This window comes from Streptodolium elevatio (assembly GCF_053592165.1).
In genome coordinates this window covers 20884-47882 of record NZ_JBSFVE010000023.1, presented here as the reverse complement: position 1 = coordinate 47882, position 26999 = coordinate 20884, and the positions used below count along the sequence as shown (strand labels likewise).

Sequence of the window (26999 nt, the reverse complement as noted above, 5' to 3'; positions counted from 1 at the left end):
CATGCGCCGCATCGTCCGCAACGCCGCTGCCGCCGCCGCGCTCGGTCTCGTCCTCGCGGCCTGCGGATCCCGACTCCCGGCAAGCGATTTCGAGCAACCGGCGCCTGGCCCGAACACCGCGGGCGGGCCCAACGTGAACGCCGCCTCGGACGTCGGCGTCACCCCCACCACCATCAAGGTCGGGATGATCGACACCGCGTCAGGTCTGCTGGGCAGCGAGACCTTCTCCGGCCCGATGTACGGCGCGCAGGCGTTCTTCAAGGCCCTCAACGAGAAGGGCGGCGTCAACGGCCGCACCATCGAGGTCGTGGCATGCGACGACGGCGGCATCGGCGCCGACAATCAGAAGTGCGCGCGCCAACTCGTCGACGACGACAAGGTGTTCGCCTTCGCCGGCAACAGCATCTACAACTACACCGGTGCCGAGTACATCAGTTCCAAGGGCGTCCCCGATGTCGGCGGTATCCCGGTCGGCAACGCCTACGACCAGTACCAGCACCTCTACAGCCTCTACGGCTCCAGCGCGCCCCGGAACGGCAAGGTCGGCTGGGACGGCACGCTCTTCCAGAACACCGAGATCTACCGGTACTTCAAGGAGCGCGTCGGCGCACGGACGGCGGCGGTGGTCTCGTACAACCAGCCCGACTCGGCGCGCTATGCCCAGACCATCAAGGACGGGCTGAAGGCCGAGGGATACACCGTGGTCGACAAGCAGGTCGACTTCTTCCTGGCGAACTTCGACGCGGCAGTCGTCGACATGAAGAACCGCGGCGTCGACCTCGTCTTCGACGCGATGGACACGCGCGGCAACGCGGTGCTCTGCAAGTCCATGGACGACATGGGCCTCAAGGTGCAGGCGAAGGTCTCCACGGTGCAGAGCCAGAACGCGGCGGTGGGACGGGAGTTCAAGGACTCGCCGACCTGCCGCAACAGCATCCAGGCCACCGGGTTCAGCCGCTCGTACGAGGACGTCGACCATCCGGCCGTCGCGGAGTTCCGGGCCGCCATGCTGAAGTACTTCCCGGACCGCGAGGACCGGATGTCGCAATGGGCGCTGGAGGGTTGGGCGTCCGCGCAGTGGCTGACCGACGCCATCGCCTCCTGCGGGGCCGACGTGACGCGCAAGTGCGTCGAGGCGTTCGTGAACCGACCCGAGGGGTACGACGCGCACGGCCTGCTGATCCCGGTGGACTTCCGGCAGGAGAGCGCCGAACAGGCGCAGGCGCCGCAGAAGTGGTGCACCAACGTGGTCCGTTGGCAGGACACCGCGAACGGCGGCAAGGGCGGCTGGGTCGACCAGGTCCCCGACATGGCGGCGAACTGCTCGGTGGTGCCCTCGCTTCCGTACAAGCCGTAGCGGGCTCCGGGGAAAGAACCACGCGGCGGCACGGGAGGAACCCGTACCGCCGCGCATTGAACAGCCTTGTGGTGTGTCGGCGTTGCCGTCACCGGCCAGGATCGGCCGCCGTGCCTACGGGTGCGGCTTGAGCGCCGGGCAGCCCTGGGTCTTGTAGGACGCCTGGAACTCGAAGTGCCACGGCTCGTTCGCGTAGATCTGGCACCAGCCGTACGTCTTGCCCTTCGACTTCATCCACGGCTGCGCGGCGACGTTGATGTCGATCGCGTTGCCGTCGACGTGCGAGGACTCGTCGGGCGGCAGCACGCGCATACGGGCCGCCGCGGTGGAGCCCTTGTCGCGCACCTCCTGTTCCCACAGGTCCTTCTGGTGCTCGTACGACCGCTTGCCCGACGTCAGCGTCATCGTGACGCCCTCGGCCGCCATCGCCGACTTCGCCTGCTGATACGCGGTGCGCGCGCCGCCGACCAGCTTGGCCGGGTCGGTCGCCCCCGGGTCGTCGGCTATCCCGTCGTCGTCCGAGTCGGTCTTCGGCGTCTTGCTGCCGGTCGACGCACTGCCCGACGGGCTGCCGCTCGCCGACTTGGAACCGGACGGCCGACCGCTTGAGGCCCCCGTGCTCGGGCCGCCCGTGGACGGCGCCGAGGACGCGGTCGAGGGCGGCGGGGCCGAGGACGGCGGGGCGCTCCCGGGCGTGGGCGACGTCGTCAGGCCCACCGATGTGGTGCTGGGCTTGTCGTCCCCGGTCAGTGTCTTCGCGGCGACCAGACCGGCGCCGGTGAGCGCGACGGCGCCGGCGACACCCCAGATGACCAGGGCGCGGCGCCGCTTGCGGCGGCCGCCGGACCCGGACCCGGATCCGTCGTCCGAGTCGTCGCCGTAGCCGCCGTGCCCGCCGTCGCCACCACCGTGGCCGCCGGGACCGCTTCCGCCCGGCATGTTGCCGTTCCCCGGAGCGGCTGGGGACCCGTGTGCGGCCTCCGACCCGTAGGCGTCCGTCGGCCCGGCCGCGCCCGCGTGCCCGCCGGGGCGCCCGGGGGCACCGGGGCCGGTCGGCTGCGGGGCGCCCATCGCGTACGCGCCCAGGTCCAGCTCCGGTCTGCGCTGCTCGGGGGCTGGGGACCCGGTCGGCGGCATGCCGGCCGATTGCGCCCCGGCCGACCGAGCCTGATTCGGCTGCGCGGGGTCCGGCCGTGCGTCGTTCGGCTGTGCGTGGTGCTGCTGTGCCCGGTGCGCCTGGGCGTCGTGCTGCTGCCAGTCTTGCTGTTGTGCGTCGCGCTGTTGTGCGTCGTGCGGTTGGGCGTCTTCGGGTCGTGCGCCGGACGGCCGCGGTCCCGCGGGCTGCGGGGTGGGCGGCTGCGGCGCCACCGGCATCTGGTGCACCGGTACGACCTGCGTCGGCCCGTCGTACGGCGTCTGCGGCGCGCCGCTGCTGCTCGACTCCCACGCGCTGTCGAGGTACCGGGCGGCGTCCGAGTACGACGGCTCCCGGTGCCCGCCGGGGCCGGTGTCGGCACGGTGGCGGGCGCCGCCGCGCGCGGCGTCCCGCCCGGCCTCCGAGCCCTGGTCTTGCGGTCTTTGATTCAACGTCGGATCCTCCCCGCAGGATCATTACCTATGCCGGTGTACTGCGGGGCCGTGAAGTGTCACAGGTGCGCTATGGGATACGCCACGCCGAGATGAGGCAACGCGACACGCCCGCCGGACGTACCGTCACGTACTGTCGCGAGGGTGGCGCCGGTCACCTTGTTGCGGACCGTGCGTACTCTGGGGGCGAAGCCGAACCGGCAATCTGACATGCTGCCACGCCGGGCTGGGGGTGAGGAGACCGCCATGAGTGTCGAGACGACAGCCGAGGCCGCGCGGGCCGGCGGACTCGTCGACTCCTTCGGGCGCGTCGCCACCGACCTGCGCGTCTCCCTGACCGACCGGTGCAATCTGCGCTGCACCTATTGCATGCCGGAAGAGGGCCTCGACTGGCTGCCCAAGCCCGAGCTGCTCACCGACGACGAGATCGTGCGGCTGATCACGGTCGCGGTCACCCGGCTCGGCGTCACCGAGGTGCGCTTCACCGGCGGCGAACCGCTGATGCGCCGCGGGCTGGTCGGCATCATCGAGCGCGTCGCGGCCCTGGAGCCGCGGCCCAAGCAGTCGGTCACGACCAACGGCCTGGGGCTGACCAAACTGGCGCCCGCCCTCAAGGCGGCCGGCCTGGACCGCGTCAACGTCTCGCTGGACACCCTCGACCCGGAGCGCTTCCGTACGCTGACCCGCCGCGACCGCCACCACGACGTCGTCGCGGGCATGGCCGCCGCCGCGGCGGCCGGGCTGACGCCGGTCAAGGTCAACGCCGTCCTGATGCGCGGGGTCAACGAGGACGAGGCGCCGGCGCTGCTCGCGTGGTGCCTGGAGCGCGGGTACGAGCTCCGCTTCATCGAGCAGATGCCCTTGGACGCGCAGCACGGCTGGAAGCGCGAGCAGATGGTCACCGCGGAGGAGATACTGCGCGACCTTTCGGCGGCGTTCCGGCTGACCCCGGAAGGCGACGACGCGCGCGGCAGCGCACCGGCCGAACGCTGGCTGGTCGACGGGGGGCCCGGCCGCGTGGGCGTGATCGGCACCGTGACGAGGCCGTTCTGCGGTGCCTGCGACCGCACCCGGCTGACCGCCGACGGCCAGATCCGCAACTGCCTCTTCGCCCGCGAGGAATCGGACCTGCGCGCGGCCCTGCGGGGCGGCGCGGACGACGCCGAGCTCGCGGACCGCTGGCGCGCCGCGATGGCGACGAAGAAGGCGGGGGCGGGCATCGACGACCCGGCGTTCCTCCAGCCGGCCCGCCCGATGTCGGCCATCGGCGGCTGAGACCACCGGGCTGACCACTCGGGCTGACGACGCGGGCCGGCCATCCGGGCGACGACGCCGGCCAACGCCCCCGACTGACGACTGCCCCGGCCGCGAGCGCCCCGCCGGGACCGTCGCACAACCACCGCGCCTCCGCGCGGCCCCTCCAGGCATTCGCGCAGCCGGTCAGGGCCTACCCGCGACCGCCGTTCCGGCCCACTCACGGCCGCCGGTCGGACCTCCGCGCAGCCGTCAGGCCTTCGTGCCGCCGGTCTCCTCGGCGGCCGTCCACGCCTCGAACGCGACCGTGTCCTTCAGGAACCCGCGTACCGCGAGGAACTGCCCCAGGGTGTCCCGGTGTTCGTCGCAGGCCAGCCACGTCTTGCGGCGATCGGGCGTGTGCAGCTTCGGGTTGTTCCAGGCCAGGACCCACCGCGCGTCGACACGGCAGCCCTTCGCCGAACAGATGGGCCGTCCCGGCTCTTCGGTGGGAAACATGCCCCCAGTATCGCAAGACGGCACCCGCGTCACGCGTCGGGAACCGCGGAGCCCGGCCACCCGTTTCGCTGCTCTGTGTGATGAGCGTCCCCCGGCGGGGCGACCTCGCCGGTCCGCGAACTCCCGTTCGCACAAGCCCCGGACACGGGCGATGCCGGGCAGCCACGGGGGGAGCCGCCCGGCATCGCGTCGGTCGCTCCGACGGGGGATACGGAGCACGTTTTGAAGTATGGCACGTCCACGCCCGACGTGAAGCCCCATCCGGCAACGCGTGTCGAGCGATTTTGGCAGGTGCCGCGAACCTGTTCCCACCCGGTCGGCGGGCACTCGAACAACTTACTGACGGTTACCTTCTGGCGGAGCGTCAGGTCCGCCATCGGCCCCGCCGGACGGCTCGCGGTGCGGTTCCCCGGCACCCGAACCGGCGGCTCTGCCGGCGCTGGTCTCACCGGATGCGGTGGTCGCCCAGACAGTCGTCCCGCGCGGCGGCGCGGCGGCCTCGTCGGGCACGATCCACGCGTCCTCCGGAACGACCGTGATGTCGTGCCGCTCGGCACTGGTGAGGACCGCGTGCGGCGGCGGTTCGATGGCCCGGTGTGCCTGCGGCGGCACCACCTGCGAGGCGGGCGGCGGATCCAGCCGGCGCGAGCGGCCGGCGTTGGCGACCACCACGGCGACGTACGGCAGCAGCAGCGCACCGGCGATCATCACCCACCGCAGAGGCCCCTCCAGGACCACCGCGAGGATGAAGCACACCGTGCGGATCGACATCGACACCACGTAACGGCGCTGGCGCCCGCGCACATCCTCGGTCAGTCCTTTGCGTGCACCGCTGATCTGGTACGTCTCCGCGCGACCCGCGCGATTCACCAGCACCATGCCCACCTGCCCGCCGACGAGCCCCGGTCGACCCTGGGCCGAGGTCCTTGTCCCCACCGTACGCCGCGCCCACCCCGTGAACGAGACCGGGGGGCGCGCCTTGGCCACGAGTTTCCGATTGCCGTCCGTGCGGGTGATCCGGAACTGCGAAGAAGGCCGCGGGGCGGCGGGCGAACCACGAACCGGCGGCGTGGGCCCAGGACTCCTGGCGGCTCCGCACCCCTCGCGGCTACCGCACCCCTTGCGGCGCAGCGCTCTCTGCGGCTCAGGTCTCCTGACGACGCAGGTACCCCGGCGGCACCGCCGGCACCAGCCACACGCCGTTGTCCGATACACGGAACACGTGCCCGTCCGCGTGCATGCGCCCCGCGTCCACCATCAGCACCACCGGACGACCCCGGCGCGCACCCACCCGGCGGGCGGTCTCCACGTCGGGGGACAGGTGCACGTCGTGCCGGTCCATCGGGCGCAGTCCCTCGGCCATGATCGTGTCGACCACGCGGCCGACCGTGCCGTGGAACAGCAGGGCGGGCGGCTCGGCGGCGGTCAGGCCCAGCTCGACCGCGACCGTGTGCCCCTGGCTCGCGCGGATGCGGGTGCCGTCCGCCGACACCGCGAACCGCTTCTTGTCGTTGTGCTCGACCACGTGGTCGAGCTCCTCGCGGCTTACCGCGAAGCCCCGCGCGCGGCACGCCGCGAGCAGGTCGTCGATCTCCGCCCAACCGGCGGTGTCAAGGGTGATGCCGATGCGCTCCGGCTGGTGCCGGAGTGCCCTCGACAGGTATTTGGACACCTTGACCATACGTTTTTCGTCCACACGCCTCCTCGGCGCTCGCGGCTCGGGCCGGGGCGTCGGATCGGCCCCCGCACCCGGTGCGGGTGCGGGGGCCGGATCCTCAGGACGCCTGGCTCACCGAGCTCATGTTGAAGTCCGGTACGCGGAGCGGCGGCATCGCCGCCCGCGAGAAGTAGTCGCCCCACTCGCGCGGCATGGTCCGCTCGGTGGCGCCCGCCTCGGTCACCCGGCCCAGCAGGTCCACCGGCGACTCGTTGAAGCGGTAGTTGTTGACCGCGCCGACGACCTCGCCGTCCTCGACGAGGTAGACCCCGTCGCGTGTCAGGCCGGTCAGCAGCAGGGTCTGCGGGTCCACCTCGCGGATGTACCACAGGCAGGTGAGCAGCAGCCCGCGCTTGGTCGAGGCGACCATATCGGCCAGGGACCGGTCCGCGCCTCCGCTTTCCAGCACCAGGTTGTCGATGTCGGGCGCGGCGGGCAGGCCGGCCAGCGCGGCCGAGTGGCGGCTCGCCGGGAGGGTCGACAGCACACCGTCCGCGATCCACGAAGTCGGCTGCAGCGCAAAGCCGTTGTCGAACACCGACGACGTGTCGCCGGACGCGGCCGCGGTGCTGAACGGCGCGCACTCCAGGCCCGGGTACGCGGGGTCGCTGCGCAGCGTCAGCGGCAGCGACGACAGCTTCTCGCCCACCCGCGTCCCGCCGCCCGGCTTGCTGAACACCGTGCGGCCCTCGTGCGCGTCGCGTGCACCCGCCGACCAGGCGAGGTAGATCATCAGGTCCGCCACCGCGCTCGGCGGCAGCAGCGTCTCGTAGCGTCCGGCCGGCAGGTCGACGCGGCGGGCCGCCCAGGCGACGCGCTGCTCCAGCTCCGCCTCGGCGCGCGCGACGTCCACGTCGGTGAAGTCGCGCGTCGCCGCGCCCGCCCACGCCGAGCGGGACATGTCGGCGGACTTCGCGTTCAGCTCGAAGGTGCCGGTGGGCTGGTCGTGCCGGGCGCGCAGGCCCGCCGAGTTGCCCACGTACCTCGACGACACCTCGTGCGAGGCGAACCCGTACAGCCGGCGGCCGCCGGCCCGGGCCCGTGCGAAGGCCTCGCCCAACGCCGGGGCGAACTCGCGGAACACCTCGATGGATGTGCCCGCGGGCGGCTCGTCGAAGCCGGCCGCGAACTCGGTGCCGCCCACCAGGGGATTCGCGTCCTCGGCGGGTCCGGCGCCGCGCGCCGCCTCCTCGGCGGCGCGCACCAGGCCCTCCAGATCGGCGGGTGTGACGCCGCTGCGCGAGACCACGCCCGAGGCCGTGCCCTCGGCGCCGTCGACCGTCGCGATCACGGTCACCTGGCGGCTGTGCGTGAGCCCGTTGGTGGTCAGCGCGTTGCCGGCCCAACGCAGGTTCGCGGTGCCGGACTCCTGCGCGATCACCACGCAGCCGTCCGTACGCGACAGTTCGAGCGCGCGCTCGACGATCTCGCCGGGCTTCGTCACCGTGGTCGTGTCCGTCAACGCCCCGCCTCCTGAACCGTGTTGAGCACCCGCACGCCCCGGAAGAGCGCCGACGGGCATCCGTGGCCGACCGCCGCGACCTGACCGGGCTGCGCCTTGCCGCAGTTGAAGGCGCCGCCGAAGACGTACGTCGACTCGCCGCCGAGCGCCTCCATCGACCCCCAGAAATCCGTGGTGGTCGCCTGGTACGCGAAGTCCTTGACCTGGCCCGCGAGTCGGCCGTTCTCGATGCGGTACGCGCGCTGGCCGGTGAACTGGAAGTTGTAGCGCTGCATGTCGATCGACCACGACTTGTCGCCGACGATGTAGAGGCCGCGCTCGACACCGCCGATCAGGTCGGCGGTCGACCGGTCCTCCGCGGCCGGGCGCAGCGAGACGTTCGCCATGCGCTGGACCGGGACGTGCGACGGCGAGTCGGCGAACGCGCAGCCGTTGGACCGGCCGAAGCCCTTCATCCGGGCCATGTTGCGGTCGAGCTGGTAGCCCACCAGCACGCCGTCCTTGACCAGGTCCCAGCTCTGCGTCGCCACGCCTTCGTCGTCGTAGCCGATGGTCGCGAGGCCGTGCTCGGCGGTGCGGTCGCCGGTGACGTGCATGATCTCGGAGCCGTACTTGAGCGTGCCGAGCTTGTCGAACGTCGCGAAGGAGGTTCCCGCGTACGCCGCCTCGTAGCCCAGCGCGCGGTCCAGCTCGGTGGCGTGGCCGATCGACTCGTGGATCGTCAGCCACAGGTTGCCCGGGTCGATGACGAGGTCGTACGCGCCCGCCTCGACGGACGGCGCCGCGACCCGTTCGGCGAGCAGCGACGGCAGCTCGGCCAGCTCCGCCTTCCAGTCCCAACCGGTGCCGGTCAGGTACTCCCACCCGCGGCCGACCGGCGGCGCGATCGAGCGCATCGACTCGAACGCGCCGCCGGTGACGGCGACCGCGGTGAGCTGCGGGTGCAGGCGTACGCGCTGCTGCGTGGTGGTGGTGCCCGCGGTGTCCGCGTAGAACTTGTTCTCCTGCACCGCCATGAGCGACGCGTCGACGTGGTCCACGCCGTCGGCCGCGAGCAGGTCGCGGCTCCACTGCGCGAGCAGCGCGATGCGGTCGGCCTCCGCGACGTCGAACGGGTTGACCTCGTAGGAGGACACCCACACCGCGTCCTCGTACACCGGCTCCGGGGCGAGCTCGACGAGGTCGTCCGGCCCCGCGCCGGACGCCTGCGCGATCGACCGCGACACGCGGGCGACCGCGACCGCCTCCTCGGCGATGCGCACCGCGGCGTCCACGGTCAGATCGACGCCGGCCGCGAAGCCCCAGGCACCCTCGTGCACGACCCGCACCGCGAACCCGACGTCGGTCGAGTCGAGCGACGTCTCGGTACGCCCGTCGCGCAGCCTCAGGTGCGCGTCACGGATGCGCTCCAGGCGGAAGTCCGCGTGGGCGGCACCGAGTTCGCGGGCCCGCCCGAGGGCGGCGTCCGCGAGGCGGCGCAGCGGATAGGCCTCGAAGGCCGGATCGATCGGGTGCGGCACGGGCTGCTCACCTGTCTTTCTGCTGCTCTGGAACCAGGGCACGCGCTGTCCGGAAGTCAATCACGGGCGAGGCGGCCGCAGCCGCCGATTTCGGGCGTGCGCCGGCACGCGGCGGTTGGCGACTTCCCACAGCCGCGGGCCGGATCTTCTTGTCGAGGGCGATTCCACGTACCGCGCCGTGGACCGATACGGTCGACGGACCCGTACAGCGACGTATAAGGAGTGATCCGTTGAGCCGGTCCGTACTGGTCACCGGAGGCAACCGGGGCATCGGCCTGGCGATCGCGAGGGCCTTCGCGGCGGAAGGCGACAAGGTCGCGGTCACGTCGCGGTCCGGCGAGGCGCCCGAGGGACTGTTCGGCGTCAAGTGCGACATCACCGACCCCGAGCAGGTCGAGCAGGCCTTCAAGGAGGTCGAGGCGCACCAGGGCAACGTCGAGGTCCTGATCGCGAACGCCGGCATCACCAAGGACACGCTCCTGCTGCGCATGAGCGAGGACGACTTCACCGAGGTGGTCGACACCAACCTCACCGGCACGTTCCGGGTGGTCAAGCGCGCGAGCAAGGGCATGCTGCGGGCCCGCAAGGGCCGCATCGTGCTGATCTCGTCGGTCGTCGGGCTGCTCGGCTCGGCGGGCCAGGCCAACTACGCGGCGTCGAAGGCCGGCCTCGTCGGCTTCGCCCGCTCCCTCGCCCGCGAACTGGGTTCGCGCAACATCACCACCAACGTGGTCGCGCCCGGCTTCGTCGACACGGCCATGACCGAGGTGCTCGGCGAGGACCGCAAGGCCGAGATCCTGGCGCAGGTGCCGCTCGGCCGATACGCGAGCACGGAGGAGGTCGCGGGCGTGGTCCGCTTCCTGGCCTCGGACGCCGCGTCGTACATCACCGGAGCTGTCATCCCTGTTGACGGCGGACTTGGAATGGGGCACTGACACATGGGTGACCTTCTGGTCGGCAAGCGCATTCTTGTCACCGGCGTCCTGACGGACGCCTCGATCGCCTTCCACGTCGCGCGCCTCGCGCAGGAGGAAGGCGCCGAGGTCGTGCTCACCGGGTTCGGCCGCCTGTCGCTGGTCAACCGGATCGCCGGCCGACTGCCCAAGCCGGCACCGGTGATCGAGCTGGACGTGACGAACCAGGAGCACCTGGACGCCCTCGCGGACAACGTGCGCCAGCACGTCGACGGCCTCGACGGCGTCGTGCACTCCGTCGCGTTCGGCCCGCAGGACGCGCTGGGCGGGAACTTCCTGAACACGACGTACGAGGACGTCTCGACGGCCGTGCACGTGTCCGCGTTCTCGCTCAAGTCGCTGACGATGGCCACGCTGCCGCTGAAGCCGAAGGACGGCTCGCTGTCCGTCGTCGGCCTGGACTTCGACGCGCAGGTGGCGTGGCCGGGGTACGACTGGATGGGCGTCGCCAAGGCCGGTCTGGAGGCGACCTCCCGCTACCTGGCGAAGTACCTCGGCGAGCAGAACGTGCGGGTCAACCTCGTCTCGGCCGGGCCGGTCAAGACGATGGCGGCCCGCTCGATTCCCGGCTTCGACCGGTTCGAGGGCGTCTGGAACGAGAAGGCCCCGCTGGGCTGGGACCTCAACGACCCGGAGCCCGCGGCGCGCGGCGTCGTGGGACTGCTGTCGGACTGGTTCCCGAAGACGACGGGCGAGGTGGTCCACGTCGACGGCGGCCTGCACGCCATGGGCGCCTGACACCGCATCACACGAGACCCGCGAACCCGGCCCGCAGGGCGGGTTCGCGGGTCTTTGTGCGCGGCCGACCCGCTTCGCCGGCCGCGCGGAGGCACTCGCCCGGGTCCCCGCACCGCACGGCCCCGCGGCGTCGTCCCGATTCGCAACCCCCGGGCGATCGGCACCGCGGCGTCTGGGAGACTCGTGGTATGTCCGCATCACCGTCGCAGCCCCGGCCCGCCAAGGGCGAGTCCTCCAAGGAGCGCTACGCGCGTGCCGTCGCGGCACGCAAGGCGCGGGAGGACCAGGCGCGCGCCGCGGAGCTGGAGGCGCGCCGGGCACGGGCCGAGGCCGAGGCCGCCGATCTCGCGGCTCGCGGGGACGAGGGGTTCACCCCCGTCCTCGGGCCGCCGGACCCGGACAAGCCGGCCAGCCGCGCCATGCTCGGGATCCTCGGCGCCATGCTGCTGATCACCGGGATCATCTCGCTGATCGCGACGCTCGTGAGCTGACACCCCGTCCGACGTACGCCCCTGTGTGCCGCCGCTGACGAAACGTCAGCAAACCGTGCACCAGGGGCGTTTCGCGCTATCCGGATAACCGGGTGGTCGAAATGATCATGATCGCCCAGGATCGCCCAGGCGACACGACAACGAGTCGACCCCTTCCGGCGCCACCCGACCCCTAGGGGGTGGGGTTAGCCCTACCTCGGCTACGGGCGCCCACACCCGAGCGATACGGCAGTCCGCCGGATGGGGCCGCGCGCCCCCGGCTCGTAGCGTCGTACCGACAGCACGGGAGCCACCGACTCGGGGCGGTTCCGCCGCGTACGCACACGCGACGAAGGAGAACAAACCCATGGCACGCAGGCGCAATCTCGCCGCCTCGATGGGCGGATGGAGCGCGAGGAATCGCAAGACGGCAGTGGCCGCCTGGCTGCTTTTCGTGGTCCTCTCCGTCGTCATCGGCGGCATGCTCGGATCGAAGGAACTGAAGGACTCGGACATGACCCCGGGGGAGTCCGGGCGCGCCGAGAAGATCATCGAGGACGCCGGGGTGGAGGACCCCTCCAGCGAGATGCTGCTGTTCACCAGCGCATCCGTCGCCGCGCAGGACCCGGGCTTCAAGGCCGCCGTGGACGACGTCCTCGCCAAGGTGCAGGCCAGCGGCGTCGTCGAGAACATCCGCTCGCCGTACACGGCGGAAGGCGCCATCTCGGCGGACGGCAAGTCGGCCCTCGCCCAGTTCGACGTCATGGGCAAGCCCGACGACGCGGTCGACAAGCTCGACCCGATCCTGGACGCGGTCAAGGCCGGCCAGGCCGCCCACCCCGACCTGAAGATCGAGCAGCTCGGCGACGCCACGTCCGAGAAGTGGTTCGACGACACGATCGGCAACGACTTCAAGACCGCCGAGTGGACCGCCGTCCCGCTCGCCCTCGGCATCCTGCTCATCGCGTTCGGCGCGGTAGTCGCGGCCCTGCTGCCGGTGGTCCTGGCACTCACCGCGTTCATCGCGGCCAGCATGGGCCTGCTCGTCCTGGCGAGCCGGCTGGTCCCGACCGAGGACGTCACCATGTCGGTGATGCTGCTCATCGGCCTCGCGGTCGGCGTCGACTACTGCCTCTTCTACATCCGGCGCGAGCGTGAGGAGCGCGCGAAGGGCCGCGACCCGGAGCGCGCACTGGCCATCGCCGCCGCGACGTCCGGCCGTTCGGTACTGATCTCGGGCGTCACCGTCATGGTCGCGATGGCGGGCATGATGTTCACCGGCCTGGGCCAGTTCCAGTCGATGGCGATGGGCACCATCATCGTGGTCTTCACCGCGATGCTCGGCTCGGTCACCGTGCTGCCCGCGCTGCTGTCGATGCTCGGCGACAAGGTCGACGCCGGCAAGATCCCCGGCCTGGGCCGCATGCGCCGCCCGTCCCCCGACGGCGGCAAGTTCTGGGGCGCGATCCTGCGCACCGTGCTCAAGCGTCCGCTCGCCTGGACCGTGGTCGCAGGCGGCCTGCTGATCGCGCTGACGATCCCCGCCCTCGACATGAAGCTGTCGCTGCTGCCGCTCGACAAGGAACTGCCCAAGAGCGAGCCGATCGTCCAGACGTACAAGCACGTCAACGAGAAGTTCCCCGGAGGCCCGGCGCCCGCGCAGGTCGTGATCTCCGCCGACGACATCAACGCCGCCGGATTCCAGGCCGCGCTGACCGACTTCAAGAAGCGCGTCGCCGACAACCCGACGCTGTTCACGAACCAGATCGAGGTCCGCACCTTCCCGGACAAGAACGACGTCATGCAGATCAACGTGCCGTTCACCGGCGCGGACGACGGCAAGTCGCTCAGCACGCTGCGCGACGACGTGGTGCCCGCCACGTTCGGCAAGGTCGAGGGTGTCGACGCCCCGGTCGCCGGCGACTACGCGGAGACCAAGGACTTCAACCACCAGCTCGACAAGACCACGCCGATCGCCTTCGGCTTCGTGCTCCTGTTCGCCTTCCTGCTGATGCTCGTGTCGTTCCGCTCGCTCGCCATCGCGCTGACGGCGATCGTCCTGAACCTGCTGTCGGTGGGCGCCGCCTACGGTGTGCTCGCGCTGGTCTTCCAGCACGGCTACGGCGACTTCCTGGTCGGTACGGACGCACCGGGCGCGATCACCTCGTGGCTGCCGCTGTTCCTCTTCGTGGTGCTGTTCGGCCTCTCGATGGACTACCACGTCTTCGTCGTCAGCCGGATCCGCGAGGCGTACGACAAGGGCATGAGCACCAACGACGCGGTGGCCTTCGGGGTGCGCAGCACCGCCGGCGTCGTCACCAGCGCCGCGGTGATCATGGTGGCGGTGTTCGCGGTCTTCGGCACCCTGTCCATGCAGCAGATGAAGCAGATGGGCGTCGGCCTCGCGGTCGCGGTCCTGCTGGATGCCACGATCATCCGCGCGATCCTGCTGCCGGCCGTCATGGGCCTGCTGGGCGAGCGCAACTGGTACCTGCCGAAGTGGCTGGGCTGGCTGCCGCAGATGGACCACGGCGCGGGCGAGGACGACGAGGTCGCGACGCCGCACCGTGAGCCGGTGCTCGCGGGGGCCCACGCGGCGCCGTACCAGCCCGGCTACGGCGACCCGTACGGCCAGGACGGGCACGACGTCTCCGGCTCCTCCCGGATCCCGAGGCCGCCGGTCGGCTGACGATCGGCCGACGGTCGAACACAGTGTCACAACGCGGCGGGTCCCGACCCTTGAGGGTCGGGACCCGCCGTGCATGTCCCCGGAATTCTGAGAGGCTGGATCCCATGGCATCGCAGCGACAGCGCACACTGGTGGTGGTCAGGCACGCGAAGGCGGACTGGCCCGACGTCCCGGACCACGAGCGGCCTCTGGCGGACCGTGGCAGGCAGGACGCCCCGCAGATCGGCAACTGGCTCGTCGGGCAGCGCGTGCACCCGGACCACGTGGTCTGCTCGACCGCGCAGCGCACCCGCGAGACCTGGAAGCTCATGGGCAAGGTGTTCGATCCGAAGCCGCACACCAGCTACGACGACCGCCTCTACGACGCCTCGGCGCAAACCCTGCTCTACGTCGTGCAGGAGACCCCCGACGACGTCGAAACCCTCGTCCTGATCGGCCACAACCCGGGCGTCGCCACGCTGGTGTCCGCCCTCGCGGGCAGCTCGGACGGCGACGCGCTGGAACGCGCCCGCGAGAAGTACGCGACGTCGGGCATCGCGCTCATGCGCTTCGAGGGCACCTGGGGAGACCTCAACGAAAAGGGCGCGCACCTGGCGGCCTTCGAGACACCCCGGGCCTGACCGCCTCGGGCGGCGCGCGCCGCGCGCCGCCCCCGTCGGTCAGCCGCCGTCCGCGGCGTCCGCGGCCTCGACCTCTTCCCGGGTCAGGCCCAGCAGGAACAGGACGGTGTCCAGGAACGGGACGTTCACCGCCGTGTCGGCGGCCTGGCGTACCACCGGCTTGGCGTTGAACGCGACACCCAGGCCCGCCGTGTTGAGCATGTCGAGGTCGTTGGCGCCGTCGCCGATCGCCACGGTCGCCGACAGCGGTACGCCCGCCGCCAGCGCGAACCGCTCCAGCATGCGGGCCTTGCCCGGACGGTCCACGATCTCGCCGATCACGTGCCCGGTGAGCCTGCCGTCCACGACCTCCAGCGTGTTCGCCGCCGAGTAGTCGAGCCCGAGCCGTTCCACGAGGACATCGGTGACCTGCGTGAAGCCGCCCGAGACGATGCCGACCTGGTAGCCGAGGCGCTTGAGCGTGCGTACGAGGGTCCGCGCGCCGGGAGTCAGCTCCACCTGCTCGCGCACCGCGTCGATCGCGGACGCGTCGAGGCCCGCCAGAAGCGCCACGCGCGCCCGCAGCGATTCGGCGAAGTCCAACTCGCCGCGCATCGCGGCGGCCGTCACCTCGGCCACCTCGTCGAGACAGCCCGCGTGCGCCGCGAGCAGTTCGATGACCTCGCCCTGGATGAGCGTCGAGTCGACGTCCATGACCACCAGGCGCTTCGCCCGCCGTAGCAACCCCGCCGGCTGGACCGCCACATCGATGAGCCGGGCCGCCGCCTCCGGCGCGAGCTCCGCGCGGAGCTTGTCGGGCTCCACCCCGGAGACCTGCAACTCGATCGCGGTGACCGGGTACTTCGCGAGCCGGAAAATGCGGTCGATGTTGGCGCCCGTCGCGGCGATGCGTCCCGCTATGGCGGCGACCGCGTCGGCGGTGAGCGGATGCCCGAGCACCGTCACGTGCGAGCGCCCCTCACCACGCGGACGGTTGTCGCCGCTGCCCGAGATGATCTCGATGTCCAGCCGCTCGCCCTCGGCCCAACGGTGCAGCCGCGCCCGGAGCTCGCCGTCCTCGGCCGGCGCGGGCACCAGAACACACAGGGTCAGACGGCCCCGCGTGACGGTCTGCTCGATGTCGACGACCTCAAGACCCTGGCCCGCCAACGTCTCGAAAAGCGACGAGGTGATCCCGGGATGGTCCTTACCGAAGATCTTCACGAGCAGCGTACGGGTCGCGACGTCCATGAACGATCACGGTACCCGTCCCCCCACAACCCCCGTCGCACGGTCCCGATGGGTGGACACCAAGCCCCCACGTAGCGCCACCCCGGAACCGCCTCCCCACAACCACCAGCCACCACCCCCGCCCACTCATCCCGCCCCCACCGACCCGACCCACAACTCACGAGGCTTTTCCGCCTCGGGGTGCTTCACACAGGGGAGGTTCAGCGGCCACAAAACAATCACCGCGGTTGCCGCCATCTATGGCGCGGTTCCGCCCGTGTCGGTGCCCCACCCCCACGCGGCCGGAGGCCGCCCGAAGGTGTCGGTATGTCTCCGTGATCGACGAGCGCAGCGAGGAGAGCGGCCGGAGGCCGCACTCAAACAAAAGCGCCCACTCCGACCAAGGGCCGAATCCGCCTGACCAAGGGCCGAGTCCGCCTAAACCAAGAGCAGAACCCGCCCCAAGATCCAGACCCCGCCCCCAGCACTACCGCCCCCCACCAGCCCCCGGCGGCGTATACCCAGGCGGCGTGTACCCCGGCGGCTGACCCCCCTGCGGCCCACCCCCCGGCCGCTGCGAACCAGGCGGTGCCTGATACCCAGGCGGCGCCTGGTACCCCGGCGCCTGATGACCGGGCGCCTGGTATCCAGGCCCCGCATGACCCGGCGCCCGATACCCAGGCGGTCCACCCACCCCGCCACCCTGCTGCGGGCCCGGCCCGGCGTACCCCTGCGGGTGCCCCGCGTACCCGGGCCCAGCCGTCTGCCGGGGTCCCGCGGCCGCGGGATCGCGGCTCTCCCGTACCGCCCGGATCCACGCCGCGAGCGCACCGCCGAGCAGCCCCGCACACGCACCCCACAGCGCCCCGAAACCGGCGGTCTGCACGTAGTCGGGGTGCAGCGAGACCTCACCGCCCTGCGACATCGTGTCGCCGAGGATCTCGACCGCCGCCTTGACGTGGATCTGCGCGATGGCCGCCGCGATCACCGCGGTGACCGCGAAGGCGACGGCGAACCGCCACGCGTGCTGGTAGAGCTTCACCCGCGCGGGCGCCCGCAGGGCCATCACCGTGCCGCCGAAGAGGAGCAGGATTCCGGAGACCACCGGAATCCACCATGCGCGGTTGTCGAGTTCGGCGAGGCGTCCGACCGTGATGGGCAGCCCCTGGCTGCCCGACTGATTGAGCAGTTCGCCCAGCGGGCCGGGCAGACCGAAGCTGAAGTCGCCGCCGCCGGAGGACTTCCACTCGACGCCCATGCCCAGCGTGACCAGCAGCCACATGACATTGGGCAGGGCGAGCAGCATGCCGCCGATCATGCGCTTCGGCCCAGGGGCCTCGGCGGCCACGAACGGCGCGCCGAGCAGGCCGAGCACGACCGCACCGAGGAACACCGCCATCACGCCCGCGATCGGCGGACGCAGAACGTCGCGATAGCGCAGCCACATCCGCGGCAGCGGCCCGCGCGCGGACACCCCGAGCGCGACGGCCATGGCCAGCAGCATCCACCCCAGGCCGAACCCGACGGTGGTTGCGGCGTCCGTGGTGAACTCGGCGGCCGCGCCCAGGTTGAAGATGCCCATGAGTTCGGCGGCTTCGGCCTGCGGGATGGCGTCCCCGATGGGCAGCGAGTCGCTGCCGAGCGCGACGCAGGCGCCCAGCGCGGCGGCCGTGAAGACGGCGATCCGCGCCATGTGGGCGAGGAGTTCGTCGAAGCCGATGACCAGTCGATAGCGCAATGGGCGCAGGAACAGCCAGCCGAGCACGAGCGCGCCGACAAGGCCGACGCCGAACATGAGTATGTCGACGTCGCCGCTGCCCTCGGCCAGGGACACGTCGCCGATCAGATCGCCGAGGATCCCGTCGCTGCCCGCCGACTCCGCGCCCTTCAAGTCCACCTTGCCGCCGACGGCGAGCGCGATGGTCGCAGCCACCAGCGCGGGCATCGTGCCGCCGCCGAGGTCGCCGGCGCCCAACAGCCACAGCGCGAGCCAGGCCGTGACGGCCATCGCCGCGAAGGCGGCAAACACCGCGAGGAACGCGTGCAGCCACGCCTCCACGCCGCCGAACAGGCCGGCGGCGGACCCCGTCCGGGCATCACCAGGCGGCTGCGACGGCGGCGGCCCCGCGGGCGATCGGCCCGCCGGTCCGGGCGGCCCGGCACCAGGAGGGCCAGGCCGCTGCGGAGGGTTGGTCCAGGACACGCCCGCTCCCTGCGGAAGAAATCGACGGGGGCACGATCCGTAACCAGCCCCCCTCGGACATCAATGACTATCGGACCCCCGCGCGACGCACGTCAACGGAATCACCGACACGGTTGATCGCCTGTTACGCGGTTGCGCGACGCCGCGAGGGACCGCAGGCCGCAAACCGGAGCCCGCGCAACGACATGCCCAATCACCCCCGTTCGGCTCCCCGCCGCAACCAACCGGGCCAATACCCGCTCTCTGACGTCGGGTGGCGTCGTCGGGTTCGAGATCTAGGCCGCCCTGGGGGGGCGGCTGTGTCGCGGGGGGCGTGCCGGTCAGCTCATGGGTTCGCGTTCCGCGTCGCGTCGATCCTGCCGTCTCTGTCGCGTCCTCGTACGCGGCGTCGCAACGGTCTCCCTCGTCCGGCTCCCGGTCGGGGCCTTCCGTCCAACCGACTTGCCGTCCGCCGGTCCCACTCAACTGCCCGAACAACACAGTGCGTCGTGTCCTTCGACACAGCGACCGTGCGAAGCACGGGCCAAGACCCGTTCCAGGGCCGGAATTACGGTTGGCCGATTCATCCCGGTCGCCCATGATCACGTGGATCTGCCCAGCCGCTCGACCACTCGTGCAGGTGATTTTGTCCGGCACGTCACCCCCGGGAACCCCGCATGTGTACGCCGATCCGAGTGGAAGCCTCGCCGAACAGGTGCCGCGGGGGCCCGTTGGTCCCTAAACTCGCTGGACATGGGGGGCAGGTATGCATCCGAAGACCCGGTCGTGCCGCAGCTGACGGCGAGCACGGACGCCGGGCAACCTGTCGTGCTCGATCCCGGGCGCGACTACATCGTCGGCCGTGACCCGCAGTCGTGCAATGTCGTCGTCGACGACCGCCGCGTCTCGCGGCGCCACGCCGTGCTCCGCGTCGCCGCCGACGGCTGGGAACTCGTCGACACCGGCAGCGTGAACGGCACGTACGTGCGCGGGCAGCGCGTCAACCGCGTCGTCGTGGGCGGCGGCATCGAGGTGGTCCTCGGTGACCCCGACGACGGCGGCCGCCTACGTCTGAGCCCCGTCGTCGAGGCGACCGAACTGGTGCCCGCGGCCTCGCAGTCGCAGCAGCCGTACGCCCCGCCGCAGCCGCCCGTCCCGCAGCCCGGCCCGCAGTCCATCCCCCAGCCCGGCCACGGAGGTCCCGGCCCCGCACACGGCGGCCCCGCCCGCGCAGGCTCAGGTCCCGGCCAGCCGGGCCAGCCCGGTCAAGGCGCCCGCGGCCCCGGCCAAGGCTCCGCCGGCACCCCGGTCGCCCCGCCTCCGCCGCCCCCGCCCGGCGCCGGCGGTCCGCCGCCGTGGGCCAACATCGTGCCCGGCCCGATGGCCGATCCGCGTCCGAGTGTCGACCGGCGTCCCAGCGTCGTCATGCAGATCCCGGTCCGGACACTGCGCATCGGCCGCGCGCTCGACAACGACCTGGTCCTGACCGACCTCATGGTCTCGCGCCACCACGCCGAGCTGCGCACCACGCCCGGCGGCCGGCACGAGATCGCCGACCTCGGCAGCCACAACGGCACGTACGTCAACGGTGTGCCGGTCGAGCGCCAGATCCTCGGCCCGAACGACATAGTCGGCATCGGCCACGCGACCTTCCGCCTCGACGGCAACGAACTCCGCGAGTTCATCGACACCGGCGAGGTCTCGCTCCACATCAACGGCCTTGAGGTGAAGGCCGGCGACAAGACGCTGCTGCACGACGTGTCGTTCCCGATCGGCGAGCGCACGCTGCTCGCGGTCGTCGGCACGTCCGGTGCGGGCAAGTCGACGCTGCTCAAGGCGCTGACCGGCTCGCTGCCGGTGAGCCGCGGCAACGTCCTGTACGACGGCCGTGACATGTTCGCCCAGTTCGCCGAACTGCGGCAGCGCATCGGCCTGGTGCCGCAGGACGACATCCTGCACAAGCAGCTGACGGTACGTCAGGCCCTGCGTTACGCAGCCCGCCTGCGCTTCCCCGAGGACACCGAGAAGTCCGAGCGTGCCCGCCGCGTCGAGGAGGTCATCGCCGACCTCGGACTGACCGAGCGCGCCGAACTGCCCATCCACAAACTGTCCGGCGGCCAGCGCAAGCGCGTCAGCGTCGCGGTCGAGCTGCTGACCAAGCCGTCGCTGCTCTACCTGGACGAGCCCACCTCGGGCCTCGACGTCGGCTCGGCCGGCGACCTGATGGACAACCTGCGCAACCTCGCCGACGACGGCCGCACCGTCATCACCGTGCTGCACGACCTCGACAGCGCCGAGGTGTGCGACCGCCTGCTGGTGCTCGTGACCGGCGGGTACGTCGCGTACTACGGCCCTCCCGGCGAGGCGCTGGCGTACTTCGGCAAGGAGAACTGGCGCGACGCGTTCAAGATGCTCAACCGCGAGGACGGGACGACGCTCGCCCAGCGGTTCCGCGCCTCCGAGCCGCACGCGCGCTACGTCGAGTCGGGCCTCGCGCCCGCCGCCGCGCCGCAGCCGCAGGCCGAACGGCCGCAGGTCAAGCCGCCCAAACCGCAGAGCTGGGGGTCGCAGCTCGCGACGCTGTCGCGGCGCTACCTGTCGGTCATCGCGTCCGACAAGAAGTACCTGGCACTGCTCCTGGCCGCGCCGGTCCTCCTGGGCGCGCTCTGCCGGGCTATCCCGGGCAAGTTCGTCGGCGAGCCCGGACAGAACCAGGACATCCTGACCAAACTCCTCGTCCTCTTCGTCATCAGCGGCCTGATGGGCTCCGCGACCGCGGTCAACGAACTGATCAAGGAACGCGCGATCTACCAGCGAGAACGCAGCGCCGGGTTGTCGGTGTCGGCGTACCTGTGCTCGAAACTGCTGGTGCTGGGCCTCATCGCGACACTCCAGGGCGTCGCGCTGACAGCCGTCGCGGTCATCGGCTACGACCTCCCGGACAAGGGGGTCGTGATCAGCCCGACGATCGTCGAAGTCGGCATCGCGGTCGTGCTGTCGGCGGTCGCCGCGATGGCGCTTGGCCTGGTCATCTCGGCACTGGTGTCGACACCGGAACTCACCATGCCGCTGCTGGTCGTGATCGCGATCGTCCAGGTCGTGCTGTGCGGCGCGCTGTTCCCGCTGACCGGCGCGCTGGTCATCGAGCAGATCTCGTGGATCGCGCCGGCCCGGTGGGCGTTCTCGGCGGCCGCGGGCAGCGTCGACGTCCTGGTGCAAATGCCGGACAAGGGCGACAAACCCGACCCGTTGTGGAAGTCCGAACCGCGCGTCTGGTACACGAACATCGCCATACTCGGCGGCCAGATCGTCGTCTACGCGACGGTCGCGATGATGCTGCTGCGCCGCCTCGACCCCAAGGTCGGCGGCCGCAAGGGGCGGTAGCCCGGTCGGCGCACGGCAGTCAGCACCAGCACCCGCGCGGTGTTGTGCGCCCGCGCGAGCCAGACGGCACCGGGCGTGAAGCAGCCCGCACCCGCGCGCGGATTCATTCCGCCGCGGATGGCTCCAGCGCCGCACCGAAGGCCGCCACCAGCGCCCTGCGGCAGGCGCGTTCCAGCGGAGCGAGGGTGGCCGCGCGGGCACTCATCTCGTACGCGTTGACGGCCGCGCCGTGGTCCTGCGCCGCGATCTCCAGGATCGTCGCCACCCGGCGCGCCTGCTCCAGGACCCGCACGGCGCGCGGCGGACAGCCGGGCGCCAGCGGGGAGTCCGCGTCCGAGCCCCGGTCGCGGAGTACGGCCGCAACCGCGCCCGCGCGCGCTCCGGTCCCCCCGACGTCGAGCTTCATCAGCTCGGCCGTGGCGTCCTTGAGTGCCGTGGCCAGTTCGCGGTCCGCCTCGGCCAGGAACGGGCCCGACGGCGGCCGGTCGGCGGCCTCGTACACCCGCCACACCACACGCGTCGCCTGATCGCCCTCCGGGCCGTACACGAGCCCCTCGGGCACCAGCCCGAGCCGGCGCCCGCCGTCGCCGTTCGCCCCGACCGTGACGACGGCCTCGCCCGCCTCCAGCGCGGCGTCGTTGAACGCGGGCGGACCGGGCAGTCCGAGCGGGTCGCCGGGCGCCGGGAGCGCGAGGCGCAGCCCGGTCACCCCCAGCGAGCGCAGTCGGCCGAGGGCGAGGGTCAGACCCACCTCGCGGTCCTCGCCCGGGAGGCCCGCCACGCGGTGCGGCTCGTCCCCGTGGGTGATCCGGGTCACGGCGTCGTCGGGCGCCACGAGCCCGGAGAGCAGGGCGTTGCCCCAGGCGACGAGGACGCCGGAGCGCGGAACATCAAGCATGCGGTTGAGACTAAACCGTCGTGGTGTCGTAGGTTTCTCCACGAGTGGGTGAGTCGACCGCGGGGCTGCACGCAATGGGGAGCTGGTACCGGCAAATGAGCGAGCGGAGCGAGCGAATCAAGATGAAGGGTGCGTTGCGCCACGGCGGCGCCGAGCTCCTGCGAGGTGCGGTATGAGCGACGTCCTTGAACTGGTTGACGTTTCGGTGGTCCGGGGCGGCGGCCCTCTGGTGGAGCAGATCACCTGGTCCGTCGCCGAAGGCGAGCGCTGGGTCGTCGTCGGCCCCAACGGCGCCGGCAAGACGACGCTGCTGCAGATCGCCTCCACCTACCTGTTTCCGACCTCGGGCACGGCCGCGGTCCTCGGCGAGAAGCTGGGATCGGTCGACGTGTTCGAGCTGCGCCCGCGCGTGGGCATGGCCTCGGCGTCGCTGGCCGACCGGCTGCCGCGGCGCGAGAAGGTGCTCGACATCGTGCTCACCGCGGCGTACGGCATGACCGCGACGTGGCGCGAGCGGTACGAGGAGAGCGACGAGGACCGCGCGCTGTTCCTGCTCGACCAATTGGGCATGTCGGCGTTCGTGGAGCGCAGGTTCGGCACGCTGTCCGAGGGCGAGCGCAAGCGCGTGCAGATCGCCCGCGCGCTGATGACCGACCCGGAGCTGCTGCTGCTCGACGAGCCGGCGGCGGGCCTGGACCTGGGCGGGCGCGAGGACCTGGTGCGGCGGCTGGGACGCCTGGCCGCGGACCCGATCGCGCCGGCGATGGTGATGGTGAGCCACCACGTGGAGGAGATCCCGTCGGGATTCACCCACGTGCTGATGCTGCGTCAGGGCAAGGTTCTTGCGGCCGGGCCGATCGAGGAGACGCTGACGTCGCGGAACCTGTCGCTGTGCTTCGGGCTGCCGCTGGTGGTCAAGCAGCGGGACGCGCGCTGGTCGGCGCAGGGTCTGCCGCTGAACGCCTGATCCGACGAACACGCGCGGGCCCGGAGGCTCTTGGCCTCCGGGCCCGTTCCGTGCGCTCGGGCCCCTTCCATGTACTTGACCCCCTTCCACGTACTTGACCTCGTTCCATGTGCTTGCCCCCTCCAGTGCGCTCCGGCCCGTTCCGTCCGCTCGGCTCCGTTCCCTGTCCTTGGTCCCGTTCCGTGCGCCCGACCCGCTCGGGGCCCATCGTTTCGAACGGGCGGGCGAGTTCGTCTGATCTTCACCCTCCCAACCACTCCTCCGCGCCGATTCCCCGCCCTACCATGGCTTCGTGGACGCATGGATGTGGTGGCTCATAGCCCTCGGCGGGCTCGGCATCATCGGTGTCATAACGTCCGTCGTCGAGTTCGGCATGTTCGCGATCGGCGCGCTCGCCGCCTCGATCGCGGCCGCGCTCGGCCTCGGCCTGATCGGTCAGTGCGTGGTTTTCTCGGTCGTCTCGATCGCCCTGCTCGTCTTCGTACGCCCCATCGCGATAAGGCAGTTGCAAAGCGGCCCTCGTACGCGCACCGGAATCGACGCGCTGCGCGGCCGCACCGCCGTCGTCCTCGAACGCGTCGACGAGAACGGCGGCCGCATAAAGCTCGCCGGCGAGGTGTGGTCGGCGCGATCCATGGACACCACACGTGTGTTCGAGCCCGGCGAGAAGGTCGACGTCGCCGAGATCGACGGCGCGACCGCGGTGGTGATCTGACGACATGCCGACACAACCGACGGCGCGACCACCGACTTGAACGCCCGTGCGCATACCGTGCGAGCAGGCACGATGCCGACATGACGATTCGTCAATTCCCTTATGGGGCAAGGATCGCCGTGTTACAGCGACACAGGGGCCCGGGCACCCCGTAAGGTCGACTCATCAACCCAACGGAATCGGGGAGGGGCCGTGGCCGTCGTCATCGTCGTCATCGTTCTCGTCCTGCTGGTGATCGTGGCCCTCGTCAGGACGGTCAAGGTCATCCCCCAGGCGAGCGCGGCGATCGTCGAGCGGTTCGGGCGCTACACGAGGACCCTGCACGCGGGGCTCAACATCCTCGTGCCGTTCATCGACCGCGTACGCCAGATGATCGATCTGCGCGAGCAGGTCGTGCCGTTCCCGCCGCAGCCGGTCATCACCGAGGACAACCTTGTCGTCCAGATCGACACGGTCATCTACTTCCAGGTGACGGACCCGCGCGCCGCGACGTACGAAATCGCCAACTACATCCAGGCGATCGAGCAGCTCACGATCACCACGCTCCGCAACATCATCGGCGGCATGGACCTGGAGCAGACGCTGACTTCCCGCGAGGAGGTAAACGCGGGCCTGCGCGGCGTGCTGGACGAGGCGACCGGGCGCTGGGGCATCCGCGTCAACCGCGTCGAGCTCAAGGCGATCGAACCGCCGCCCTCCATCCAGGAGTCGATGGAGAAGCAGATGCGCGCCGAGCGCGACCGCCGCGCGGCGATCCTGACCGCGGAGGGCACGCAGCGCTCCCAGGTGCTCATCGCCGAGGGCGAGAAGGAGGCCGCGGTCCTGCGGGCGGAGGGTGACCGTACGGCCGCCGCGCTCCGCGCCGAAGGTGAGGCCAAGGCCATCGAAACGGTGTTCCGCGCGATCCACGACGGCGACGCCGACCAGAAGCTCATCGCGTACCAGTACCTGCAGATGCTGCCGAAGCTCGCGCAGGGCGACGCGAACAAGCTGTGGATCGTGCCCAGTGAGATCGGACGCGCGCTGGAGGGGCTGGGCGGCGCGTTCGGCAACCTCACCGGAGTACCCCCGGTCGGCGGCGCGGCCGCTCTGCCCGGTCCCGCACCCGCGGCCGCCTCGGGCGACGAACCGGCCGCGTTCCCGCGCGGGGCCAAGGACCCGGCCGAGACGCCGTCCGACATCTCGACCACCGTGCCCGGGCCCGCCCGCGGGATCCCCGCGCAGGCGCCCCCGGCCGGCACCGTCCCCGCGGACCCGGACCCCGCCGAGGACCTGGGCCCGTCGAGCCTGCCCGGACCCGAGGTCGGCAGGCGCCGTCCCTCCGGACCGGGTACGCGCGTGGACCCGCCGCGCATCGAGCGCCCGGCGTCCCCGGGACGCCGGCAGCCGCGGGACAACGGCCCGCTGGGCTGAGACCCACCGTCTGCCACCGCAGGCCCCGCCGGTCATCCGTACATACGCCGCTTTCCGGGCGTACGGGCAGATGTCGGCGGGGCCTGCGCTGTGTCGTGCGCTCCGCACCGCACCGCGACTCACCCCAGCACGGCACCGTCGGCACGCACGCTCAGCACGTACCCCCAGCACGGCACTTCGGCACAGCGGCACAGCAGGACCGCGCCGCCTGCCCTGCCCCGTACTCCCCTGCCCCCGTACTGCCCGGCAGGGGAGTACGGTCGGCCCCGATCCGGGCGACCGTTAGGGTTCCTCCACGGGGAACGCTTGTACGGATCTTGAATCCGACGGGACGTCTAAGGACCACGCACATGACCTGGCTGGAGCAGCTCGCCGTTCTCGCGGCGGGCATTGGAGCAGGCGGAATCAACGCGGTCGTCGGGTCCGGAACGCTCATCACGTTCCCGGTTCTGCTCGCGGTCGGCTATCCGCCGGTGACCGCCAACGTGTCGAACACGATCGGTCTCGTACCGGGATCGCTCAGCGGGGCGATCGGATACCGGCGCGAACTGCGCGGGCAGCGAAGCCGTTTGATCCGACTCGGAACCGCATCCGTGCTCGGCGGCATCACCGGCGCAATACTCCTGCTGACGCTCCCCGAGGGTGCATTCAAGGCGATCGTGCCGGCGCTGATCATCGCCGCACTCGTCCTGGTCGTCGCGCAGCCCACGCTGGCCCGCCGTCTCAAGGAGCGCCAAGGGGAGGCGCGGCCGGCGCACGGAGGGCCGATCCTCATCGCCGCGGTGTACGCGACCGGTATCTACGGCGGCTACTTCGGCGCCGCGCAAGGTGTCCTGCTGCTCGGCCTCATGGGCGTGTTCCTGCACGAGGACATGCAGCGCATCAACGGGGTCAAGAACGTTCTCGCCATGCTCGTGAACGGCGTCTCCGCGATCATCTTCATGTTCGTCGCGGACGTCGCCTGGCAGGTCGTGGCACTCATCGCGGTCGGCTCGATCATCGGCGGCCAACTCGGCGCCACGGTCGGCCGCAAGCTGTCGCCGACAGTTCTGCGCGGCGTCATCGTCGTCGTCGGTCTCGTCGCGGTGGTCCATCTGCTGACCTCGTAGCGCGCACCGTCGCCGACGTCCGCACACCCCTCGGGGCCCAGGACCCAGGACCGCGAGGCCGGGCCGCGAAAACCCGGGGCCGCGAGACCCGGGACCGGGACCCGAGAGACCCGGAAACCAGGAGCACAGGAGCACAGGAGCACAGGAGCCGCAGGTGCACACGGGACACCAGGGATGACAGCCACCGACCGACCCAGACCCTCCGCGCCGCGCGGCCGTTCGCCGCGCGGCACCAT

At 71.4% G+C, this 26999-nt stretch carries 20 protein-coding genes and 1 pseudogene; 12 read left to right on the top strand and 9 right to left on the bottom strand.

What is annotated here, in order from left to right; genetic code table 11:
* Window position 1 precedes the first annotated feature (1 nt).
* The gene (locus ACWD12_RS32835; protein ID WP_450102616.1) at window positions 2-1357 is read left to right on the top strand and encodes an ABC transporter substrate-binding protein; all 1356 of its coding nucleotides are present in this window, start codon (window positions 2-4) and stop codon (window positions 1355-1357) included.
* Window positions 1358-1471: 114 nt separating this feature from the next.
* On the opposite strand, the gene ACWD12_RS32830 is transcribed toward ACWD12_RS32835, so the two are convergent.
* A complete protein-coding gene (locus ACWD12_RS32830) occupies window positions 1472-2944 on the bottom strand; it encodes a D-alanyl-D-alanine carboxypeptidase family protein (protein WP_450102615.1) in 1473 nt (490 codons plus the stop codon).
* Window positions 2945-3190: 246 nt separating this feature from the next.
* Here ACWD12_RS32830 and moaA point away from each other — a divergent pair, with 246 nt between their 5' ends.
* On the top strand, window positions 3191-4219 hold the full coding sequence (gene moaA / locus ACWD12_RS32825; RefSeq protein ID WP_450102614.1) for a GTP 3',8-cyclase MoaA: 1029 nt from the start codon (window positions 3191-3193) through the stop codon (window positions 4217-4219).
* A 231-nt stretch (window positions 4220-4450) separates the two neighbouring features.
* Here moaA and ACWD12_RS32820 read toward each other — a convergent pair whose 3' ends face one another.
* The 5 genes from ACWD12_RS32820 to ACWD12_RS32800 all read right to left on the bottom strand — a co-directional run bounded on the left by ACWD12_RS32820 (window position 4451) and on the right by ACWD12_RS32800 (window position 9395).
* Window positions 4451-4696, bottom strand: a complete 246-nt coding sequence (locus tag ACWD12_RS32820; protein WP_450102613.1) for a hypothetical protein — start codon at window positions 4694-4696, stop codon at window positions 4451-4453.
* Window positions 4697-5032: 336 nt separating this feature from the next.
* Window positions 5033-5575: a DUF3099 domain-containing protein gene (locus tag ACWD12_RS32815; RefSeq protein ID WP_450102612.1), complete on the bottom strand. Its 543-nt coding sequence runs from the start codon at window positions 5573-5575 to the stop codon at window positions 5033-5035.
* A gap of 265 nt (window positions 5576-5840) precedes the next feature.
* A complete protein-coding gene (locus tag ACWD12_RS32810; RefSeq protein ID WP_450102669.1) occupies window positions 5841-6377 on the bottom strand; it encodes an RNA 2'-phosphotransferase in 537 nt (178 codons plus the stop codon).
* 94 nt (window positions 6378-6471) lie between these two features.
* On the bottom strand, window positions 6472-7875 hold the full coding sequence (locus ACWD12_RS32805) for a metallopeptidase TldD-related protein (RefSeq protein WP_450102611.1): 1404 nt from the start codon (window positions 7873-7875) through the stop codon (window positions 6472-6474).
* A complete protein-coding gene (locus ACWD12_RS32800; RefSeq protein ID WP_450102610.1) occupies window positions 7872-9395 on the bottom strand; it encodes a TldD/PmbA family protein in 1524 nt (507 codons plus the stop codon). Before ACWD12_RS32800 ends, ACWD12_RS32805 begins: the two co-directional genes overlap by 4 nt.
* Window positions 9396-9625: 230 nt before the next feature.
* Between ACWD12_RS32800 and fabG the strand changes: the two genes are divergently transcribed.
* The 5 genes from fabG (at window position 9626) to ACWD12_RS32775 (ending at window position 14886) form a co-directional block, all read left to right on the top strand.
* A complete protein-coding gene (gene fabG, locus ACWD12_RS32795) occupies window positions 9626-10330 on the top strand; it encodes a 3-oxoacyl-[acyl-carrier-protein] reductase (RefSeq protein ID WP_358348577.1) in 705 nt (234 codons plus the stop codon).
* A gap of 3 nt (window positions 10331-10333) precedes the next feature.
* Window positions 10334-11107 (top strand): enoyl-ACP reductase FabI, encoded by a 774-nt coding sequence (fabI, locus tag ACWD12_RS32790; RefSeq protein ID WP_358348574.1) that lies wholly within the window; start codon window positions 10334-10336, stop codon window positions 11105-11107.
* Between the two features lie 188 nt (window positions 11108-11295).
* Window positions 11296-11598 carry a hypothetical protein gene (locus tag ACWD12_RS32785; protein WP_358348571.1) on the top strand — a complete coding sequence of 101 codons (303 nt, stop codon included), beginning with the start codon at window positions 11296-11298 and terminating at the stop codon, window positions 11596-11598.
* A gap of 346 nt (window positions 11599-11944) precedes the next feature.
* A complete protein-coding gene (locus ACWD12_RS32780) occupies window positions 11945-14266 on the top strand; it encodes an MMPL family transporter (protein ID WP_450102609.1) in 2322 nt (773 codons plus the stop codon).
* A gap of 104 nt (window positions 14267-14370) precedes the next feature.
* Window positions 14371-14886: a SixA phosphatase family protein gene (locus tag ACWD12_RS32775; RefSeq protein WP_450102608.1), complete on the top strand. Its 516-nt coding sequence runs from the start codon at window positions 14371-14373 to the stop codon at window positions 14884-14886.
* Between the two features lie 39 nt (window positions 14887-14925).
* On the opposite strand, the gene serB is transcribed toward ACWD12_RS32775, so the two are convergent.
* Both serB and ACWD12_RS32765 read right to left on the bottom strand, forming a co-directional pair.
* Window positions 14926-16116 (bottom strand): phosphoserine phosphatase SerB, encoded by a 1191-nt coding sequence (gene serB / locus ACWD12_RS32770; protein ID WP_450102607.1) that lies wholly within the window; start codon window positions 16114-16116, stop codon window positions 14926-14928.
* Between the two features lie 466 nt (window positions 16117-16582).
* Complete coding sequence (locus ACWD12_RS32765) at window positions 16583-18298, bottom strand: streptophobe family protein (RefSeq protein WP_450102606.1); 1716 nt, start codon at window positions 18296-18298, stop codon at window positions 16583-16585.
* Between the two features lie 732 nt (window positions 18299-19030).
* Here ACWD12_RS32765 and ACWD12_RS32760 point away from each other — a divergent pair.
* Entirely contained in the window at window positions 19031-21661 is a 2631-nt protein-coding gene (locus ACWD12_RS32760; RefSeq protein WP_450102605.1) for an FHA domain-containing protein, read from the top strand.
* Between the two features lie 103 nt (window positions 21662-21764).
* Here ACWD12_RS32760 and ACWD12_RS32755 read toward each other — a convergent pair whose 3' ends face one another.
* Window positions 21765-22559, bottom strand: a complete 795-nt coding sequence (locus tag ACWD12_RS32755) for a hypothetical protein (protein WP_358361781.1) — start codon at window positions 22557-22559, stop codon at window positions 21765-21767.
* A gap of 172 nt (window positions 22560-22731) precedes the next feature.
* Here ACWD12_RS32755 and ACWD12_RS32750 point away from each other — a divergent pair, with 172 nt between their 5' ends.
* The 4 genes and pseudogenes from ACWD12_RS32750 (at window position 22732) to ACWD12_RS32735 (ending at window position 26763) form a co-directional block, all read left to right on the top strand.
* Window positions 22732-23526 (top strand): ABC transporter ATP-binding protein, encoded by a 795-nt coding sequence (locus ACWD12_RS32750; RefSeq protein WP_358361784.1) that lies wholly within the window; start codon window positions 22732-22734, stop codon window positions 23524-23526.
* A 304-nt stretch (window positions 23527-23830) separates the two neighbouring features.
* Window positions 23831-24241: an NfeD family protein gene (locus tag ACWD12_RS32745; protein WP_358361819.1), complete on the top strand. Its 411-nt coding sequence runs from the start codon at window positions 23831-23833 to the stop codon at window positions 24239-24241.
* Window positions 24242-24433: 192 nt separating this feature from the next.
* A pseudogene (locus ACWD12_RS32740) lies at window positions 24434-25372 on the top strand (SPFH domain-containing protein); the annotation flags it as partial.
* A gap of 632 nt (window positions 25373-26004) precedes the next feature.
* A complete protein-coding gene (locus ACWD12_RS32735; RefSeq protein ID WP_450102604.1) occupies window positions 26005-26763 on the top strand; it encodes a sulfite exporter TauE/SafE family protein in 759 nt (252 codons plus the stop codon).
* The last annotated feature ends 236 nt before the right edge of the window (window positions 26764-26999 follow it).

What these genes read in the sequence shown, in the direction of transcription:
- ACWD12_RS32760 (WP_450102605.1), top strand. Translation starts at nt 19,031, where the DNA reads ATGGGGGGCAGGTATGCATCCGAAGACCCGGTCGTGCCGCAGCTGACG.
- fabI (WP_358348574.1), top strand. Translation starts at nt 10,334, where the DNA reads ATGGGTGACCTTCTGGTCGGCAAGCGCATTCTTGTCACCGGCGTCCTG.
- ACWD12_RS32745 (WP_358361819.1), top strand. Translation starts at nt 23,831, where the DNA reads ATGTGGTGGCTCATAGCCCTCGGCGGGCTCGGCATCATCGGTGTCATA.
- ACWD12_RS32835 (WP_450102616.1), top strand. Translation starts at nt 2, where the DNA reads ATGCGCCGCATCGTCCGCAACGCCGCTGCCGCCGCCGCGCTCGGTCTC.
- ACWD12_RS32820 (WP_450102613.1), bottom strand. Translation starts at nt 4,696, where the DNA reads ATGTTTCCCACCGAAGAGCCGGGACGGCCCATCTGTTCGGCGAAGGGC.
- serB (WP_450102607.1), bottom strand. Translation starts at nt 16,116, where the DNA reads ATGGACGTCGCGACCCGTACGCTGCTCGTGAAGATCTTCGGTAAGGAC.
- ACWD12_RS32735 (WP_450102604.1), top strand. Translation starts at nt 26,005, where the DNA reads ATGACCTGGCTGGAGCAGCTCGCCGTTCTCGCGGCGGGCATTGGAGCA.
- ACWD12_RS32785 (WP_358348571.1), top strand. Translation starts at nt 11,296, where the DNA reads ATGTCCGCATCACCGTCGCAGCCCCGGCCCGCCAAGGGCGAGTCCTCC.
- moaA (WP_450102614.1), top strand. Translation starts at nt 3,191, where the DNA reads ATGAGTGTCGAGACGACAGCCGAGGCCGCGCGGGCCGGCGGACTCGTC.
- ACWD12_RS32810 (WP_450102669.1), bottom strand. Translation starts at nt 6,377, where the DNA reads ATGGTCAAGGTGTCCAAATACCTGTCGAGGGCACTCCGGCACCAGCCG.
- ACWD12_RS32780 (WP_450102609.1), top strand. Translation starts at nt 11,945, where the DNA reads ATGGCACGCAGGCGCAATCTCGCCGCCTCGATGGGCGGATGGAGCGCG.
- ACWD12_RS32815 (WP_450102612.1), bottom strand. Translation starts at nt 5,575, where the DNA reads ATGGTGCTGGTGAATCGCGCGGGTCGCGCGGAGACGTACCAGATCAGC.
- ACWD12_RS32775 (WP_450102608.1), top strand. Translation starts at nt 14,371, where the DNA reads ATGGCATCGCAGCGACAGCGCACACTGGTGGTGGTCAGGCACGCGAAG.
- ACWD12_RS32750 (WP_358361784.1), top strand. Translation starts at nt 22,732, where the DNA reads ATGAGCGACGTCCTTGAACTGGTTGACGTTTCGGTGGTCCGGGGCGGC.
- ACWD12_RS32755 (WP_358361781.1), bottom strand. Translation starts at nt 22,559, where the DNA reads ATGCTTGATGTTCCGCGCTCCGGCGTCCTCGTCGCCTGGGGCAACGCC.